This window comes from Butyrivibrio sp. LB2008, assembly GCF_000621565.1.
Classification (GTDB): domain Bacteria; phylum Bacillota; class Clostridia; order Lachnospirales; family Lachnospiraceae; genus Butyrivibrio.
On record NZ_JHXZ01000013.1, the window covers coordinates 1 to 18,169 of the forward strand.

Sequence of the window (18,169 nt, forward strand, 5' to 3'; positions counted from 1 at the left end):
CTTACTTAAATGTAATTTTTAATTCCAGTTTGCAAGAGTAAATTCTAGGGTTATGGAAGTTACTCTTACACATATATACTTGCCATATTGATATTCACATATAGATCTCTATATAATGTTCGGGCAGCTGATTGCCTGCCTGTGCAGATTGGAGATTTATTATGAATAAAGGCAATCAGAAACATATAACATTTGAACAACGTGTAGAGATTGAAAAAGGATTGACCGAAAACAAGTCCTTTGCTGAGATAGCAAGGATAATCGGGAAAGATCCTTCAACTGTCTCAAAAGAAGTACGTTTGCACGCTCAAGTTAAAGAACGGCCAGATCCCGGATATACAAATCCACCATGCATACACCGCAAAGACTGCCAGATAGTATGTCTGTGTGACGATCAATGCGGCAGGCTCTGTAAGATATGCAGAAAGCCTGATTTCAGATGCATAGATATATGTCCCGGTTATGAAACCGCTGAGTGTGCCAAGCTCAAGAAGCCACCATATGTGTGCAATGGATGTGGGAAGAAAACTCATTGTTCTATGCCCAGAAAGTTTTATTCGTCCAAGTATGCACATGATGAGTATCGCAGAGTCCTTGTTGACTGCAGGTCTGGTATAAACCAGACTCCGGAGAGCATACAGGCAATGAATGACATCCTTGTTCCACTGATAAAGGATAAGCATCAGTCAATAGGTCACGTATATGCTACTCATGCAGAAGAGCTTGGGTGTTCCAGAAGAACACTCTACTCTTATATCAATGATAGTGTCTTTGACGTCCGTAATGGAGACCTTAGGCGTGCTGTCAGGTACAAGAAACGAAAGAAAGCTACTCAGGCAAGTGCAAGAGATCGTTCCTATCGTAAAGGTCACAACTATGAAGATTTTCTCAAATATCTCAAGGAGCATCCTGATGTAAACGTAGTTGAAATGGACTGCGTAGAGGGCCAAAAGACTGAGAATAAGGTTATTCTGACCTTCACATTCCGTAACTGTAACCTGATGCTTATGTTCTTGCTTGAGCATCAAAATCAAGACTGTGTACTAGAAGTATTCAAGTGGTTAGAAAACAACCTTGGAAAGGAAGCTTTCAAAAAGCTGTTTCCCGTTATACTGACTGATGGTGGCACAGAGTTTTCTGCCCGCGAAGCGATGGAAACATTCAGTGACGGCTCAGAAAGTACTATAGTTTTCTACTGTGACCCTTATTGCTTTTGGCAGAAAGGTGCTTGTGAGAAGAACCACGAATACATACGTTATATCAGACCCAAGGGAAGCTCTTTTGCTGATCTTGATAAAGATAAAATTCATCGCATGATGAATCACATAAATAGCGAAAAAAGAGACAGCCTCAATGGGCACAGCCCATATGAACTATCTCTTTTACTCCTGGACAATTCGATTCATAAAGCATTGGGCCTAGAACATATAGCCCCAGATGATGTAATGCTGTGTCCAGCCCTGTTGAAATAAAATAGTTTAAGCACAGGCAGATTTCACTGCACCAGAATTTAGTCTTACACACAAGGCATGTGGAATTTAGTCTCGCACACTATTTTCCAGGTGCCCCATTAGCATGCAAAAAACTATCAAACTGGGTGCTTATGGGCTCATTATATGGCAAAAATATGAAATTGTTAAGGTGCAAAAACGGAATTTAAATCCGCATTTTGAGGCATTTATTAGCAACTGGAATTTACTTTTTCATTTAAGTAGTATATCGACTTTTTACGCAGAATAAATTTTTATTCTGTAAGGTTCGCTGCCTTGGATTTTTTTATTTGATTTTTTATTTACTTTAACTCTTTTACAAACTGATCCGCTCAATATTTGTTCTTACTTTGGAGGTATGAAAACGGTGGAAATTGAGGAATATATCAAGGATGCATTTGAGGATTCAATGCAGAACTACACTCAGACAGAAGATTATAAGAATGCGCAATGTGAAATAAACGAGATGATTCTCTCGTTTCGAGTTTTTTTGAGTTCCAAGCAGCAGTTTCGCTTTAATGAAATAATAGATGCCATAACCGTCGCAGACGGAAAACTTGCAGCAGAGGCGTACTTACACGGGATAGTAGAGGGAATAGCCCTTAGAGAAAAGGTAAACCCTATTTCGTGAGAAAGTGATTTAAGAGTCAACCAAGCCTCATCGACGAAGTCGATTCAAATTGGCTTGGTTGATGGATTCCGGAACTGCATGTTCAAGAATCCATATTACTCTTCAGATTCAAGAAGAGCATTGATGAGTTCGCGTCTTTGCTTAGATGTCATCTTTGAAGCATTTCTTGCAATAAGTCTATGGATCATATAATATTCTGATTCAAAATCTCCTTCTTTGGAAGAAGTATCTCCGTTTAATAAATAGTCAGTGGTAGTGTGTAGTGTTGTAGCGATATTTGCGATAACAGGGCCCTTGGGCACACGATCACCTTTTATATATCGAGACATTGAGACTTCGGTAACATTGACTTTCTCGGCAAGTTCGCGCTGAGTCATATTGAGCTGAGCAAGTAATTCAGCAATTCTTCCGCCTAATGTGTTTTTCATAGGATTTCCTCGTTTCTGATTTTTATTTTATGATTGATAATAATCTGATCATACTTACCAAAAGTATAAAGCGCTTTACCAAAAGTGTCAAATAAATATATTTTTGGTAATCCGCCGTTTGATTTATTATTTGCGAATAGATGCTAAAAATCCGCAGAAGCTGGCAGGGAACGCGCGAAGAGCTGTTTTTAAAAGAATAAAACAAATGGTAAGAAAAAGTGTTGACAACTTACCAAATGTAATATACAATTAAATCAAGCTTAAGCGACAGATTTGATATGTGCACAATATCAAAGCAATTTTTTTTACCCGGCAACTTACCAAATGTATAAACTAAAACGGTAAGAATTAACTTTTGTTCTATGAAAGGAAAACAAAGACACAAACAGGAAAGGAGAATGCTTATGAAGAACTGGATTAAGACGGCAGGCATTAGAGCTGTTAAGACTGTGGCGCAGACTGCTATTGCCATGATTGGAACGTCAGAAGTTCTTGGGGATGTTGATTGGGTGATGGTTGCGAGTGCAGCGTCATTGGCAGGAATACTTTCCCTGTTAATGAGCATTGCCAACATTCCTGAACTTAGAAGATACTGATCTGGCTATTCAGAATTTAGTAGAAAAGAGAGAAAAGGAGAAAAAATATGAATTTAGTAGAAAGTATATTGACTGAGAACCCTTGTTACAAAGAAGGCCGCAAGATAACCGTAAAGGGGCTTATGCTTCATTCGGTCGGCGTTGCGCAGCCAAACGCAATGGTATTTGTTAGAAGCTGGAATACTGCAGCGCATGATAATTCGTGTGTCCATGCCTTCATTGATGCCAATGACGGAACAATTTACCAGACACTTCCCTGGGATCACAGAGGATGGCACGCAGGTGGAAGTGCCAATAATACCCACATCGGAATAGAAATGTGCGAGCCGGCAAGCCTTAAGTATGTAAGTGGCGCGCAGTTTACCTGCTCTGATCGTGATGGCGCGGTTATTCAGGTAGAAAGGACGTATAATGCTGCGGTTGAGCTTTTTGCCATGCTGTGCAAAGAATACGGATTGGATCCGATGGAAGACGGAGTGATTGTTTCTCATAATGAGGGACACAGCAGAGGAATTGCATCTAACCACAGTGACCCCGAGCATTTATGGACACAGCTTAGTACCGGATATACCATGAATAGCTTTAGGAGAGCTGTTAAAGAACTTATGGACAAAGAAGTGAGTAATGCGAACGATAACTATCCACCCACACCTTTTTCTGTAAAAGTTCTTATTGATAACCTCAATATTCGTGCTTATCCTAACTTTGGCGACAATATTAAGGGCCAGACCGGAAGAGGAACTTTCACGATTGTTGAAGTACGTAACGGCTGGGGAAGATTGAAGAACGGAATAGGTTGGATCTGGCTTGAAGAAGAGGCTTATTGCACTATTTTGGATCATATAGTTGCAGACAGCTATGAAAAGAAATCAATTGATGAAGTGGCAATGGAAGTCATCAACGGCAAGTGGGGTAACGGGGAAGAGAGAAAAAGACGCCTGACCGAAGCCGGATATGATTACTATGCTGTCCAAAAGAGAGTAAACGAACTTATCTGGTATTGAAAAAAAAGCATTCGCTGTGGCTTGCATAAAGTCGCAGCGAATGTTTGATTCTATATAATCCCTTGCCGCAAGCGCCTTAACAGAACAGGGGCATGTACAACCCCAGATGGTAAGTGGATTTGTGATCACATACATGTCAACCGTATGACATACAAGCTAAACCAAACACCCCAAATTCTATGTGCATATTATACAAAACGCACAATAATCCATCATGATTAATTCACAAAATGGATATTTTTATCAAATATTTATATGTCAACCGATTGACATAAATATACGTTACGTGGTAATATCCATTTACAACAAACAAAGACCTTTTAGAAGGAGGGGTAAATTTAGATGAGAAGGAAATTAGTTTCATTAGTAGTTGGTGCAGCAATGGCATTGTCAATGGTTGCATGTAGTACACAGAACAGTACCGATGTAGCGGTACAGAGTTCCGACATGAAGGATTCAGATGGTGCGGGGGTATCCATTTCGATCTTGAATTCAAAGACTGAGATTCAGACACAGTTTGAGGAGATGGCTCAGTAATATGAAGAAAAGCATGGCGTACATGTTGAGGTATATAACGCTGATACAGATACAACAGTTGCTTCACAGATTGCTACAAAGTATGCATCACACGATCCTTACACACTTACAATGGTAGATCCTAAAGATATTTACGCAATTGCAAATGATTATGCTTACGATTTATCAGATCAGGATTGGGCAGGTCATACATCACTCGGAATTAAAGCAGCCGGTAAGCTCGCAGGATTCCCTGTATGCGTTGAAGCAAGAGGTATTATTTATAACGCAGATGCAATTGAGAAGATCACAGGAGAAGAGTTCGATCCTTCATCTGTTGCAAAGTTGGAAGATTTCCAGAAACTCCTTGATAAGCTTGTACAGGGCGGAATGGAAAAGCCTGTTGGAATCCTTTCTGAGTACTGGTCACTCGGTGCACACTGGTTCCCTATGGTTTATGAAGAGCAGCAGGATCCTGAAGCATTTGTAAACAGCCTTCTTGAAGGTTCATGTAATCTTTCAGAAAATGAAAAATACAATTCAATGATGGATACATTCGATACACTTATTAAGTACAACTACGCTAAGGGTTCAGCTTCAAACGCAGATCGTGAAGAAACATCTATGAAGCTTGCTGAGGGCGAGATTGCATTTATGTTTGGCGGTAACTGGGATTGGTCAGTAATCAACCAGTACGATTACACAGAGAAGCTTGGAATCATGCCTGTACCTCAGAATACTACAGATGGCACAAACTTCAAGATTGTAGGTGGTGCTACAAAGTATTTCTTTGTTGACAGCTCAGCTGATACTTCAGATGCAGAGAGACAGGCTGCACTTGATTTCCTTAACTGGATCGTAAATGACAAGGACGGAAATGCATTCCTTACAGAGAAGTGTGCACTTGTTCCTGCATTCGATAACATCGAGGCAACAGCACTTGATCCGCTTTCACTTTCTGTTAAGACATATGCAGACGCAGGAAATCTTATTCCTACATATAATTATCTTCCTGATGATCACATGACAGTAGTTGGTCAGGAAATCATGCAGAAGTATCTTGATGAAGCAATGGACAGAACAGAATTGGCAGATTCTGTAGTTGAATACTTCAAGACAGCAAAAGGTATTGCACACTAATGTAATTAAGTGCGCTGATAAATTTTATAGGGCCTTGAATTTAAGATTTGAGGCCCTATCATCTTGAAAGGTTATACATATGAAAACAAATACACTGGGCTATAAGTTAAAGTATTATATGATATTTGCGGGATTAACAACATTGATCTTTGGAAGTGTTGTTATTGTACCTTTTATTTATGGTCTTTATCTTACTTTTACAAGCTGGGATGGTGTATCCAGGAATAAGCCTTTTGTAGGCTTCGAAAATTATATTAATGCTTTTGCGGATATGGGATATTGGGAATCTCTCGGCCGCACATTTCTTTATTCAGCAATAGCTGTAATACTCGTAAATACCGTGGCATTCATTATTGCATATATGGTTACGAGTGGAATCAAAGGACAGAATTTCTTCAGAGCAGGATTCTTTGTTCCTAATCTTATCGGTGGTATCGTACTTGGATACGTTTGGAAGTTTGTATTTAATAAGGCATTGGTTGAGCTTATGGGCTTAATAGCTGATGGAAAAGTAAAGTCTCTCCTTGCCACAGAAAATGGTGCGATTGCAGCACTTATTATAGTTTCGGTATGGCAATATGCCGGTTATATGATGCTTATCTATGTTGCCGGATTCATGAGCGTATCGGAAGATGTTATTGAAGCGGCTAAAATTGATGGCTGTACAGGTTCACAGTCTATCATTCACATATCAATTCCACTTATGACTGCATCTTTTGTACAGTGTCTTTTCCTTACAATTACAAGATGTTTCATGGTATATGATGTCAACCTCTCGTTGACAAACGGTGATCCTTACGGAAGTTCCGCACTTGCAGCAATGCACGTGTACAATCAGGCTTTCGTAAACAAGAACTACGGTACAGGTCAGGCTGAAGCTCTTATCCTGTTCGTGATCTGTGCGATCATCGGCGGAATTCAGGTTTATGTAGGTAAGAAAGGGGAGGTGCAGGCATAATGGAAAACCAGAAGGCAAAAAGAATTAAAATAATAAGACATGCCCTTATGATCATTGTACTGTCACTTTTGTTTGTGGCATTTATATTCCCTTTCATAATGGTAATAATAAATGTATTTAAGGTAAAATCGGATATCACGGGCAATCCGCTTGCTCTTATAGGAAAGCACGGATTCACAATGGAGAATTTCCCCAAAGCTATAGCCAAAATGAAATTCTTTAGCTCTTTTGCAAACTCACTTATAATAACAACATGCTCAACAATCGGAACTATCGCACTTTCTTCGATGACGGCATATCTTATAGTGAGAAATAACTGGAAGGCAAACAAGATCTTGTTTGTACTTATGATCGCATCAATGGTAATTCCTTTCCAGGTTCTTATGATCCCGCTTGTTTCTTTGTACGGCGGAATACTCGGTATCCTTAATCACAGGATCACATTGATATTCATGCATATCGGTTTCTCGCTTTCAATGGCAACATTCATGTTCCATGGAAGTATTCATACCAATGTGCCATGTTCACTGGAAGAGGCGGCTACGATTGACGGATGCAGTAAGTGGCAGATTTTTAGCAAGATCGTATTTCCTATTTTGAAGCCTACAATTGCAACTGTAGCAATTATCGATGCAATGGCATTTTGGAATGATTATCTTTTGCCCAGTCTTGTACTTGGAAGAAAAGATCTTTATACCATTCCGATCGCAACAAAAGTATTCTACGGCACATATTCAACAGACACAGGTCTGATCATGGCTGCACTTTTGCTTGCAATGCTTCCTATTTTACTGCTATATCTTTTCCTTCAGAGATATATTGTTGAAGGAATTACAGCAGGCGCTGTTAAATAAATTTGATATTTTGATGAAAGGTTTGTTCTATGAGAAAGCTTGAAAATAAATGTATGTTGATCACATACGCAGACAGCATGGGTGATAATCTCAAAGATCTGGCATTTGTAGTTGATAAGTACTTTAAGGATGCAGTTGGAGGGATACATATACTTCCTTTTTTCCCATCTTCGGGAGACAGAGGATTTGCTCCGATGGACTATCAAGTTGTAGATAAGGCATTCGGAGATTGGGATGACATAGAAGGATTATCTGACAAATATTATCTTATGGCCGATTATATGATCAATCACATATCGGCACAGAGTGAGTATTATAAAGATTTTCTTCAGAAAAAAGATGATTCGAAGTACAGGGATCTGTTCATTCGTTACAAAGATTTCTGGGAGAATGGAGAGCCTACTGAGGAAGAAGTAGATGCTATCTATAAGAGAAAGCCCAGAGCTCCTTATGTTGACGCAGTTTTTGCTGACGGCACTTCAGAGAAGGTATGGTGCACATTTGATGAGCAGCAGATTGATATCAACTGCAAGTCGGACACGGCAAAAGAGTTTATCAAGGACAATCTTTTGACTCTTTGTAAGCACGGTCTTTCACTTATCAGACTTGATGCTTTTGCTTATGCAACAAAGAAAGCCGGAAGTTCTTGTTTCTTTATAGAACCTGAAGTATGGGAGCTTATGGACGAGTGTCAGAAAATTGTAGAACCATACGGAGTTACACTTCTGCCGGAGATACATGAGCACTATACAATGCAGCAAAAGATAGCAAGTCATGACTATTATGTGTATGATTTTGCACTTCCAATGCTACTTATAAATGCGTTATACTATGGGAAGTCTACATATTTGAAGAATTGGCTCAGTATTTGCCCCAGAAAGCAGTTTACTACTCTTGATACTCACGACGGAATAGGAGTTGTTGATGTAAAAGATCTACTTCCGGATGAAGAGATCGAGAGAACGAAAGAGGACATCTTCAAATACGGAGCTAATGTAAAAAAGATTTACAATACAGCGGCTTACAATAATCTTGATATCTATCAGGTTAATTGCAGTTACTATTCCGCACTCGGTGATGATGATGATGCATACCTTCTGGCAAGGGCTATACAGTTTTTTGCTCCCGGCATACCGCAGGTATATTATGTGGGACTTCTTGCAGGAAAGAACGATCTTAAATTCCTTGAGGAGACAAAGGTTGGCAGAAATATAAATCGTCATTATTATAAACTTGATGAGATAGAAAAAGAAGTTGAAAGACCCGTTGTTAAAAAGCTTATAGATCTTATGAAGTTCAGAAACGAGCATCCTGCGTTTGACGGAGAGTTTATTCTTGAAGATTGCGGTGATGATGAGCTTGTTATCCTTAGGAAAAATGGAGATGACTTTGCAAGATTAAGAGCTAATTTAAGAACAAAAGAGTTCACTATTGAGCATTCATAAATAGAGAACGGCACCGGAGGAAATATGGCTACTTTAAAAGATGTGGCAGCTCGTTGCGGGCTGACGGTCACAACTGTATCAAGGGTTTTGAATAATAGAGGATATATCTCCGATAAGACGAGATCAAAGGTATATGCTGCTATGGAAGAGCTTAATTATCAGCCCAATGAAGTAGCCAGATCTCTGTCCAAAAAGTCGACCAATACAATCGGGGTTATCATGCCGCATATCAGGCATCCGTATTTTTCAGAGATGATCAGTAATATCGAGAATGCCGCAAGTAAGAGAGGGTACAAGATCTTACTTGCCAATTCCAAAGGGGCAGATCACAAGGAAAAAGAATACCTTGATATGTGCACGAGTAACCGTGTTGCCGGTGTTATTGTTTTTTCTTCAACCGTAAAAGGATTGGAGTTTGCAAACAGCAATATTCCGCTGATAACTGTAGAGCGTTTTGTTGAAAAAGGAACAGCTGCGGTGGAGTGTGATAATGAACAGGGCGGAATGCTTGCGGCCAAGGCACTTATCGGTTCGGGATGTAAACATCTGCTCATCATAAGCGGTGTTTCAGAGAGTATTATGCCTGCCGATGCGCGTCTTAAAGGATTTGCCAAGATCTGCGATGAGCGCGGCGTGGTTTATAAAGAAGTTGCGACGAGTCTGAATCAGTATAACAGCTTGGATTATCATTCTCTTTTGATTGGCGAGCTGGAACAGGACAAAGAGATTGACGGAATCTTTGCAAGTTCGGATCTGATCGCGGCGCAGGTTCTTCAGGTGTGCAGAAAGCTTGGGAAAAGAGTTCCTGAAGATATCAAGCTTATAGGTTTTGATGATGTCTTGATCTCACAGCTTACTACACCTCCGATCTCAACCATTCACCAGCCAATCAAAGAGATGGCTGAAATGGCGGTTGACCTTGTTATTTCGTCTTCAGAGGGGAAGGTAGTACCAAAGCGCACCATTCTTCCTGTTTCATATATAGAAAGGGAGAGTACATGGTGATTAACAAATATGATATTACAGCCATTGGCGAGATTTTAATTGATATGACATCGGGAGATAAGTCTTCGCAGGGAAATGATACTTTTGAAGCATGTCCCGGAGGGGCTCCTTGTAATGTTCTGTCGCTACTTGCCAAGAATGGCCATAAAACAGCATTTATCGGTAAAGTCGGTGATGACATGTTCGGACATATGCTTGCCGGAATAATCGATGTGATAGGTATTGACGGAAGGGGTATGGTATTTGACAAGAATGTCCGGACAACACTTGCTTTTGTAAAAAAGCTTCCTAACGGCGACAGGGATTTTAGCTTCTATAGAAATCCCGGTGCGGATATGATGCTTAATAAAGACGATGTTGATTTTGATCTTATCGCATCTTCAAGAATATTGCATTTCGGTACGCTCTCAATGACTTCCGAGTGTGCAAAAGAAGCTACGATAAAGGCAGTGGAATTCGCAAAAGAAAAGGGACTTCTCATTTCTTTTGACCCGAATCTCAGGGAATCTCTCTGGGATAATATGGACGATGCAAAAGAGGCCATAAGCTGGGGGATGAAGCACTGCGACATTTTGAAGATTTCAGACAATGAAGTTGAGTTTATGACGGGCTTATCCGACATGGAAGAGGGCTACAAAAAGATAAAAGAGGAATCATCCGCGAAGCAGGTTTTTGTGACACTCGGACCTGACGGAAGCATGGGCTGTGTGGGTGATGAGATTATAAAAGTACCCGGAGTTAAGATGCAATCTGTAGTTGATGCCACAGGCGCCGGAGATACTTTCATGGGTTGTGTTCTTCACTTTATCCTGGAGCGGGGGCTTGATCTTTCAGCAGAGGATATAACAACCATTCTCACGGTTGCAAATGCAACTGCTGCAAAGATAACACAGGTTAAAGGGGCACTTAAGGTAATGCCTGCGATAAATTGAGGGAATGAAGGTCGTGAAGGTCACCGTATGGCTGTAAGGCGGATTTTCTTGTAGTTACAGATGTTGATATTCAAGGCACAAAAAGGCATCTTAATTCATTCTTCGCTCCAAAACTCGCCCATAAATGGGCTCAGACAGTTGGAGCGAGAGCAGAATGAATTAAGATGCCTTTTTATGCTCTTGAATATTGCAACATCTGTAAATACTGCGAAAATCCGCCTTACAGCCATGCGGTGAAGTCTACGCGACCTTGCATTTCGATGAATTAGGTTCTTGCACAGGCTTTGTAGTAATAGGCGAATGTAGGAGTGGTTCTATGGACATTGAATCCCAGGAAGAGCCTATATATTTTAAACTTTGTTGTTTGCCTTCATGACGTATGCAGACATAGGATGTTTATATAGTAGGTTTGCTGTGAGGACTGAGAGCAGTGAGCCTGCTATTATTATGAAAATACCTGTAATGATGGCATTTGTCAGTGTGATACTGTAAAAGTAGTTTGACAGAAGGGCATTTGAGTTTGCATACAATATGAGTGGAAGAGCTGTACACAGTAAGGCTATAAATCCGAGTACAAAAAATTTTTGGATGATAATTTCGACTATCATGGTGGCAAAAAATAATAAACTTATTAGCAAAATGTGTTCACACTGTATGGCATAGTTTTGAGGCTGAGGTATATCACCCATGGGCTTGCCGGAAAGATAAGCTCTGTAAAGGGACAGTATCATAAAAATAATAAAGTATGCCGGAATTTGTATAAAAAATGGATACGTAGTCTGGAGCTTCTTTGCTGTTGCTGACGATTGTACAAGATTGGATCCACATACAAGCATTGTGCATTGATAATAGATGATTGCTGCATCGATGATTATCAATCCTCCTGCAATATTAAAGGATACTGTAAAAATTTCGCAGAGTATTCCCAGAAATAAGAACAAAACTGAGCTTATTATTTTTTGCTTCATCTGTGGGGCGGCTTTTATAATACTTATCATTAGTTTAATATCTTTTTTCATGTCAAATCTCCTTGGATGTTTGCCAGGCAACGACCTGTAGTATAGCGAAATACATAAATGCTGATCATTACAGATAAAATAAAAGTTATCAGAAGCCATATTATAAATGGTATATGTATTGAACTATGTATAAACAAAAACATCATACATGCGTTAAGCACACCAAGTATTGAGGCAATAGGGATTGATATGAGAGCATATGTTATATCTGTTAGGATGTTTCTCATAATAGTAAGTAAGCATGTTGTACCGCTGTAATTTAAAAATATCATAGTTAATGTAAATACCAGGAATTTTATGTCTATTCCTTTGATATGAGCTGAAGCTGCTATGAGTACGCTTATGATCGGAGGAATGACTATCTGTATAAATCTCCTTATCTGATCTGCGAGTACAGCGTATTTCAGGTATCTGGCGGTATATGGCGAGTTTTTTATCATACCGAGGAAAAAATCTTTTGAGGTAATCCCGTTAAATGAATAATAATCAAGGAATATGGTGTAATACGCAAGAATTGTCATTGTAACAACTAAGCTAATATAACAGTTAGAACGCATTACTATTACATTAATCGGAATAAGAAAAGCAGGCATCAAGACAAGTGACACAAGGTTACAAAGAAAACTACAAAAGCAGTTATGCGCGGTTATCATTCTTGATAAATGTTTCATTTATGTCTTCCTCCGATCAGCAATGTGACTTAAGCTTTGTATATGCGCGCATTATGCCGACGGAAAGCTGCGAAAGAGTGGGGATGGTTGTCTCTATATCCATTCCTGCAAGCTTATCAATGTTTTCGCTGAGGCAGAGGCCTTCAAAACCGTAGGCATTTGAAGTTAAATCATAAAGGATATGTTTTGCAGCATCTTCGTCTTTTTTTTCGCCGCGTACATAGACATATTTTTCTTTGAGTTCTTCGACGAAGCCCTGTTCGACAACGGTTCCGTTTTCTATTATGATTGCATAGTCTGTCACGTTCTCCATGTCAGAGATGTTGTGAGTGGAGAAGATGACCGATTTATCATTGTCCTCTGAAGATGCGATATATTCACGCAGCATTGAACACAGTTTTTCTCTCATAAGCGGATCGAGAGGAGAAGCGGGTTCGTCCATTAGAAGGAGCTTGGTATCTCTTGCAAGAACGCCTGCGAGCATGAGTTTGATGCGATTTCCGTCTGAGAGATCGCTTACCTTTTTTGCCTTATCAGAAGACGAATCGTTCGTTACCGCAAGTTCATCCAAAATCCGGTCGTATTTTTCTCCGTCAAAATTATCGAATAAAACGGACTGGATTTCTTTTGTCTGTTTGAGAGTCCAGTGAGGGAGAAAATAGTGTTTGTCGGTGCCGGTATAGCCGATGTGCTCTTTAACGTAAGGATTGTTTTCTCTGTCTTTTTCCGTATAATTTCCAAAGTAAGTGATATCGCCGTTATGGATCTGCTTTATGCCGGCAATCATTTCAAGCAAAGTTGTCTTACCCGCGCCGTTTTCGCCGATAAGCGCTGTTGCGAATCCTTTTGGGAAATCGATACTGTCAATATTAAGCTCGAAATTACCGTATTTTTTCTGGATGTTCTTACATGAGATGACTGATTCTGCTTTCATAGCTTAATGCCTCCGTTGTTGTTAATTATCCAATTTTTGTAATGTCTTTAGAGTGTTCACCAGCTCGCTGTCTGACATTTTCGCAATCTTTGCAAATTTGATGGCGTCAAGAAGTGCGTCCTCGACCTTGCGAATGTGCTGTTCTTTTAGCATTTCAGTGTCCTGGGCATTCACGTAATATCCCTTTCCCTGAACTGCTGTCACAAGACCTTCGCTTTCGAGCTGTTCATACGCCTTGATGGTTGTGATGACGCTGATCTTAAGCTCCTTGGCAAGACCTCGTATCGATGGGAGATATTCCTCCTGACCGATACGTTCTTCAAGTATCTCTCCGCGGAAGTAGTCAGCAATCTGCTGATAGATAGGCACTCCTGAATTCTGCGATATTTTCATATTGATTCCTCGCTAAAAATACAGTTAGCGTTACTTATTACGATGAAACTGTTTATGTGATATATATACACTAATAACACATGCGTGTCAAATACATAGATGAAAAGTTCGGATACTTCATCGTATGGCTGTAAGGCGGATTTTCTTGCAGTTACAGATGTTGATATTCAAGGCATTAAAAAACAGAGTTTTTCATTCTTTGCTCCAAAACTCGCCCATAAATGGGCTCAGACAGTTGGAACGAGAGCAGAATGAATAAAGATGCCTTTTTATGCTCTTGAATATTGCAACATCTGTAAATACTGCGAAAATCCGCCTTACAGCCATACGGTGAAGTCTACGCGACCTTGTGTTTCAATGTATTCGGCTCTTGCATGAGCCTCGTATAAGTGAGCGAATGTAGGGGACTACGGACATCAAATCTCAGAAATCAATCTGTACACGTAGGGGGAAGTGGATTTGGGAGTAGCCATACGGGCATAGAATCCTGGAAATCAATCTGTACACGTAGAAGCAAGTGAATTCAGGAGTATTCTTACGGGTATAGAATCTCGGAATCAATCTATACACGTAGAAGAAAGTGCATTTGGGAGTAGCCTTACGGGCATAGAATCCCGGAAATCAGTCTGTACACGTAGAAGAAAGTGCATTTGGGAGTAGCCTTACGGGCATAGAATCTCAGAAATCAATCTGTACACGTAGAAGCAAGTGGATTTAGGAGTAGCCTTACGGGCATAGAATCCCGGAAATCAATCTGTACACGTAGAAGCAAGTGCAATTTAGGAGTATTCTTACGGGTATAGAATCCCGGAAATCAATCTGTACACGTAGAAGCAAGTCAATTCAGGAGTATTCTTACGGGCATAGAATCTCGGAATCAATCTATACACGTAGAAGCAAGTGGATTTAGGAGTAGCCTTACGGGCATAGAATTCCGGAAATCAATCTGTACACGTAGAAGCAAGTGCATTTAGGAGTATTCTTACGGGTATAGAATTCCGGAAATCAATCTATACACGTAGAAGCAAGCGAATGTGAGGTGGATTTTACGGGTATAAAGTATGTAATTGAATCTGAGTAACGTAGGGGAAGGTCAAAAGAGCTTAGTGTGATTACAAAGCTATATCCTCAAAGATAAAGAGATAGCTCCAAAGGCAGCTACTATACTAATAGGTGTGTGTAAGACTAATTTCTTTGGCGTCAATTGTCGAAGCCCGCATTGACTCAACCCTCCGACTCGTACATGAATTATTGCACTTCGCAATTGATCAAAAGTCAGCAAGACACCACACTTAGGCTTTACTGTTTGTGTGAATATCAGATATAATCGGATTAATAAAGGGAAACGTGACAACAGGCGCGATATAAACAGCAAATCAGATATCTTATCCGGAAGTTAACAAAATGTCGGAAACAATCGAAAAATACAGAATAAACAAAGGGAAAACAGGATATTTTGGAAAACACAAATTAAGTCACAATTAATAAAAAATTTACAATATGTAATATAGTCAAAATGCCGATAAATAGGAGCTTTACGTGGGTTCGAGTAATTTATTTTTGTGGAAAATCGCACATATTTATGGTGCTGAAGTATAAATTATGTGCGGAATGAAGCACTAAATCAATCTTTATGATACAATAATATGCAGTTAAGGAGAAATGTGTATGCGTATTATTAATATTATAGAAAACACTGCAGGTAAGAATGACTGCATACCGGAGCATGGACTGTGCTTCTACGTAGAGACTAAGAAACATAAGATTCTCGTGGATACCGGAGCATCCGGACTCCTTGTAGAGAATGCCAATCAACTTGGTATAGACTTGAGCGAGGTGGATACTGTTGTGATCACGCACGGACATTACGATCACGGTGGCGGAATCCTTTCATTTGCGGATTTAAATGATACCGCAACCATATATATAAATGAGCATGCTTTTCAGAAGTTCTATTCAACATCGCGTGGACGAAGACCCAGATATATCGGTCTTAGCAGGAAGGTAAAAGATCTTCCTCAATTGGAGATTCTTGAGGACGGAGTAACCAAAATTGACGATGAATTAACTATTTTTTCCGATATTGGTGATAGATATGAGAATCCGCAGACGAACAGTACTCTTTTTATAAAAGACGGCGGAGAGCTTGTAGAAGATGACTTTAGGCATGAACAGTGCCTTGTTGTTTCCTGCGAGGGCAAAAAAATATTATTTTCGGGCTGTGCACATCACGATATTCAGAATATAATGGATAAGTATCTGTCTATTTTCAAGAGTGACCCTACAGCTGTAATAAGCGGTTTCCATACACAAAGGGATGGGGGATATTCCAATGAAGACATTATGGAGCTTCGGGATATTGCCAAAGACCTTGTGAAGTTCAGGACTGTTTTTTACACATGTCACTGTACGGGAGTTGAACCGTTTGAAGAGCTTAAAAAGCTTATGAAGAACAGGATCCAGTATGTGCATTGCGGTGATGAAGTAAGAATTCCCAAGCTTAAGAGCGAAAGGGAAAATGATATCAAGGATGATTTTGATAATGATATCGACCGCGATGACGATATGAGTTCATCAAGAACCAAGGTTACCAGAGCGTCAAGGCGTAAGCTTTCTCATGACGAAGAAGATATGGATGATATCGATCATGATGACGAGCCTGTAAGCTCAAGAAGCAAGGTTACCAGAGCATCAAGGCGTAAGCTTTCTCGTGACGAAGAAGATATGGATGATATCGATCATGATGATGAGCCTGTAAGCTCAAGAACCAAGGTTACCAGAGCATCAAGGCGTAAGCTTAGCCGCGACGAAGAAGATATGGATGATGATGACGATCACGAAGACGATGAGCCTATAAGCACCAGATCAAGGATAACCAGAGCGATAAAGCGCAAGCTAAATCTTGGTGATGAAGAAGATATGGATGATGATGACGATCATGATGACGATGAGCCTGTAAGCCCCAGATCCAAGGTTGCCAGATCGTCAAGGCGTAAGCTAAGTCGCGACGAAGATGATATGGATGATGATATCGATCATGATGATGACGAGCCTGTAAGTCCAAGATCCAAGGTTACCAGATCGTCAAGGCGCAAGCTAAGTCGCGACGAAGATGATATGGACGATGATAATGATCATGATGATGACGAGCCTGTAAGTCCGAGGTCCAAGGTTACCAGAGCGTCAAGGCGTAAGCTTAGCCGTGACGAAGAGGATATGGATATGGACGATGATATCGATCATGATGATGACGAGCCTGTAAGTCCGAGGTCCAAGGTTACCAGATCGTCAAGACGTAAGCTTGCTCGTGATGAAGAAGATATGGATGATGATATCGATCATGACGAAGACGATGATATGATGAGCTCAAGATCCAAGACTGCAAGGTCATCCAGACGTAAAGATGAGCCGGAGGCAAGGCCCAGAGAGCGCGCAACCTCAAGGGCAAAAGAAGCGGTGGAAGCAAGGCCGAGAGAAAAAGTAGTTTCAAGGGCAAAAGAAGCGGTGGTTTCAAAGCCTAAAGAGAGTCCGGCATCAAAATCCAAAGATGCTGCTGTTACAAAGTTGAAAGAGACGGTGACTTCAAAGATGAAAGATACAACACCTGAAGAGCCCAAGGATACAGCTCCTGCAATGAATGATGGTAAAGTAATTGTAAGAGCTGAAGATACTGTCAGGGCAAAATATAGAAAAATTACAGAAACTCTTATAAAGAGAAATTTGTCATTTACAGCAATGGAAAGCTGCACATCGGGTCTGATAGCTTCGTTTATATCAGATACCGAGGGAGCTTCTGCTGTTATGAAAGGGTCTTATATTACTTACAGTAATGAGGCCAAGATCCTTCATGGAGTACCGAAGGAGACTATCGATAAATATGGAGTATACTCCTATGAAACCGCGGAAGATATGGCGTTTTCAGCAGGAGCTATTTATGAAGCCGATGTATCCGTAGGAGTAACCGGAACAATGGGTAATCCTGATCCGGCAAATGATGACAGTGTTCCCGGAGAGGTTTATTTCGCCATTGCATCCAAATACGGAAACAAGAGCTATCATGCCAATATACCGCCTAAACATTCAAGATATGAATATAAGCTTGCTGTCGCAGAACTTGTTGCGGACAAGTTGATGGAAATTTTAGGTAAATAAT

At 40.2% G+C, this 18,169-nt stretch carries 15 protein-coding genes and 1 pseudogene; 12 read left to right on the forward strand and 4 right to left on the reverse strand.

Going from position 1 to position 18,169, the window contains the following annotated elements:
- Positions 1-161: 161 nt before the first annotated feature.
- Positions 162-1,472 carry an IS30 family transposase gene (locus tag T356_RS0102800; protein WP_026513189.1) on the forward strand — a complete coding sequence of 437 codons (1,311 nt, stop codon included), beginning with the start codon at positions 162-164 and terminating at the stop codon, positions 1,470-1,472.
- Positions 1,473-1,848: 376 nt separating this feature from the next.
- Positions 1,849-2,121 carry a hypothetical protein gene (locus T356_RS0102810; protein ID WP_155838956.1) on the forward strand — a complete coding sequence of 91 codons (273 nt, stop codon included), beginning with the start codon at positions 1,849-1,851 and terminating at the stop codon, positions 2,119-2,121.
- Between the two features lie 95 nt (positions 2,122-2,216).
- Here the strand turns inward: T356_RS0102810 and T356_RS0102815 are convergent, their stop codons facing one another.
- Positions 2,217-2,549 carry a helix-turn-helix domain-containing protein gene (locus T356_RS0102815; protein ID WP_026513191.1) on the reverse strand — a complete coding sequence of 111 codons (333 nt, stop codon included), beginning with the start codon at positions 2,547-2,549 and terminating at the stop codon, positions 2,217-2,219.
- A gap of 404 nt (positions 2,550-2,953) precedes the next feature.
- Here T356_RS0102815 and T356_RS0102820 point away from each other — a divergent pair, with 404 nt between their 5' ends.
- The 9 genes and pseudogenes from T356_RS0102820 to T356_RS0102855 all read left to right on the forward strand — a co-directional run bounded on the left by T356_RS0102820 (position 2,954) and on the right by T356_RS0102855 (position 10,999).
- Entirely contained in the window at positions 2,954-3,145 is a 192-nt protein-coding gene (locus tag T356_RS0102820; protein WP_330370876.1) for a holin, read from the forward strand.
- A gap of 47 nt (positions 3,146-3,192) precedes the next feature.
- Positions 3,193-4,149, forward strand: a complete 957-nt coding sequence (locus tag T356_RS18140) for an N-acetylmuramoyl-L-alanine amidase (RefSeq protein ID WP_242846544.1) — start codon at positions 3,193-3,195, stop codon at positions 4,147-4,149.
- Positions 4,150-4,491: 342 nt separating this feature from the next.
- Positions 4,492-4,686 (forward strand): hypothetical protein, encoded by a 195-nt coding sequence (locus T356_RS21435; RefSeq protein ID WP_242846545.1) that lies wholly within the window; start codon positions 4,492-4,494, stop codon positions 4,684-4,686.
- A gap of 12 nt (positions 4,687-4,698) precedes the next feature.
- A pseudogene (locus tag T356_RS18145) lies at positions 4,699-5,805 on the forward strand (ABC transporter substrate-binding protein); the annotation flags it as partial.
- Between the two features lie 79 nt (positions 5,806-5,884).
- Positions 5,885-6,763, forward strand: a complete 879-nt coding sequence (locus T356_RS0102835; protein WP_026513193.1) for a carbohydrate ABC transporter permease — start codon at positions 5,885-5,887, stop codon at positions 6,761-6,763.
- The gene (locus tag T356_RS0102840) at positions 6,763-7,617 is read left to right on the forward strand and encodes a carbohydrate ABC transporter permease (RefSeq protein WP_026513194.1); all 855 of its coding nucleotides are present in this window, start codon (positions 6,763-6,765) and stop codon (positions 7,615-7,617) included. Before T356_RS0102835 ends, T356_RS0102840 begins: the two co-directional genes overlap by 1 nt.
- A gap of 29 nt (positions 7,618-7,646) precedes the next feature.
- Positions 7,647-9,062, forward strand: a complete 1,416-nt coding sequence (gene gtfA / locus T356_RS0102845; protein ID WP_026513195.1) for a sucrose phosphorylase — start codon at positions 7,647-7,649, stop codon at positions 9,060-9,062.
- Between the two features lie 24 nt (positions 9,063-9,086).
- Positions 9,087-10,067: a LacI family DNA-binding transcriptional regulator gene (locus T356_RS0102850; protein WP_026513196.1), complete on the forward strand. Its 981-nt coding sequence runs from the start codon at positions 9,087-9,089 to the stop codon at positions 10,065-10,067.
- Entirely contained in the window at positions 10,061-10,999 is a 939-nt protein-coding gene (locus T356_RS0102855) for a carbohydrate kinase family protein (RefSeq protein ID WP_035780290.1), read from the forward strand. Before T356_RS0102850 ends, T356_RS0102855 begins: the two co-directional genes overlap by 7 nt.
- A gap of 350 nt (positions 11,000-11,349) precedes the next feature.
- Here T356_RS0102855 and T356_RS0102860 read toward each other — a convergent pair whose 3' ends face one another.
- The 3 genes from T356_RS0102860 to T356_RS0102875 form a co-directional block, all read right to left on the reverse strand.
- Positions 11,350-12,018, reverse strand: a complete 669-nt coding sequence (locus T356_RS0102860) for a hypothetical protein (protein WP_026513198.1) — start codon at positions 12,016-12,018, stop codon at positions 11,350-11,352.
- A 687-nt stretch (positions 12,019-12,705) separates the two neighbouring features.
- Positions 12,706-13,623, reverse strand: a complete 918-nt coding sequence (locus tag T356_RS0102870; RefSeq protein ID WP_026513200.1) for an ATP-binding cassette domain-containing protein — start codon at positions 13,621-13,623, stop codon at positions 12,706-12,708.
- Positions 13,624-13,644: 21 nt separating this feature from the next.
- Positions 13,645-14,016, reverse strand: a complete 372-nt coding sequence (locus tag T356_RS0102875) for a GntR family transcriptional regulator (protein ID WP_026513201.1) — start codon at positions 14,014-14,016, stop codon at positions 13,645-13,647.
- Between the two features lie 1,668 nt (positions 14,017-15,684).
- Here T356_RS0102875 and T356_RS20090 point away from each other — a divergent pair.
- The gene (locus T356_RS20090) at positions 15,685-18,168 is read left to right on the forward strand and encodes a nicotinamide-nucleotide amidohydrolase family protein (protein ID WP_051563108.1); all 2,484 of its coding nucleotides are present in this window, start codon (positions 15,685-15,687) and stop codon (positions 18,166-18,168) included.
- Position 18,169 lies beyond the last annotated feature (1 nt).

What these genes read in the sequence shown, in the direction of transcription:
- T356_RS0102855 (WP_035780290.1), top strand. Translation starts at nt 10,061, where the DNA reads ATGGTGATTAACAAATATGATATTACAGCCATTGGCGAGATTTTAATT.
- T356_RS0102840 (WP_026513194.1), top strand. Translation starts at nt 6,763, where the DNA reads ATGGAAAACCAGAAGGCAAAAAGAATTAAAATAATAAGACATGCCCTT.
- T356_RS0102835 (WP_026513193.1), top strand. Translation starts at nt 5,885, where the DNA reads ATGAAAACAAATACACTGGGCTATAAGTTAAAGTATTATATGATATTT.
- T356_RS0102860 (WP_026513198.1), bottom strand. Translation starts at nt 12,018, where the DNA reads ATGAAAAAAGATATTAAACTAATGATAAGTATTATAAAAGCCGCCCCA.
- T356_RS0102875 (WP_026513201.1), bottom strand. Translation starts at nt 14,016, where the DNA reads ATGAAAATATCGCAGAATTCAGGAGTGCCTATCTATCAGCAGATTGCT.
- T356_RS18140 (WP_242846544.1), top strand. Translation starts at nt 3,193, where the DNA reads ATGAATTTAGTAGAAAGTATATTGACTGAGAACCCTTGTTACAAAGAA.
- T356_RS21435 (WP_242846545.1), top strand. Translation starts at nt 4,492, where the DNA reads ATGAGAAGGAAATTAGTTTCATTAGTAGTTGGTGCAGCAATGGCATTG.
- T356_RS20090 (WP_051563108.1), top strand. Translation starts at nt 15,685, where the DNA reads ATGCGTATTATTAATATTATAGAAAACACTGCAGGTAAGAATGACTGC.
- T356_RS0102810 (WP_155838956.1), top strand. Translation starts at nt 1,849, where the DNA reads ATGAAAACGGTGGAAATTGAGGAATATATCAAGGATGCATTTGAGGAT.
- T356_RS0102800 (WP_026513189.1), top strand. Translation starts at nt 162, where the DNA reads ATGAATAAAGGCAATCAGAAACATATAACATTTGAACAACGTGTAGAG.
- gtfA (WP_026513195.1), top strand. Translation starts at nt 7,647, where the DNA reads ATGAGAAAGCTTGAAAATAAATGTATGTTGATCACATACGCAGACAGC.
- T356_RS0102820 (WP_330370876.1), top strand. Translation starts at nt 2,954, where the DNA reads ATGAAGAACTGGATTAAGACGGCAGGCATTAGAGCTGTTAAGACTGTG.
- T356_RS0102815 (WP_026513191.1), bottom strand. Translation starts at nt 2,549, where the DNA reads ATGAAAAACACATTAGGCGGAAGAATTGCTGAATTACTTGCTCAGCTC.
- T356_RS0102870 (WP_026513200.1), bottom strand. Translation starts at nt 13,623, where the DNA reads ATGAAAGCAGAATCAGTCATCTCATGTAAGAACATCCAGAAAAAATAC.
- T356_RS0102850 (WP_026513196.1), top strand. Translation starts at nt 9,087, where the DNA reads ATGGCTACTTTAAAAGATGTGGCAGCTCGTTGCGGGCTGACGGTCACA.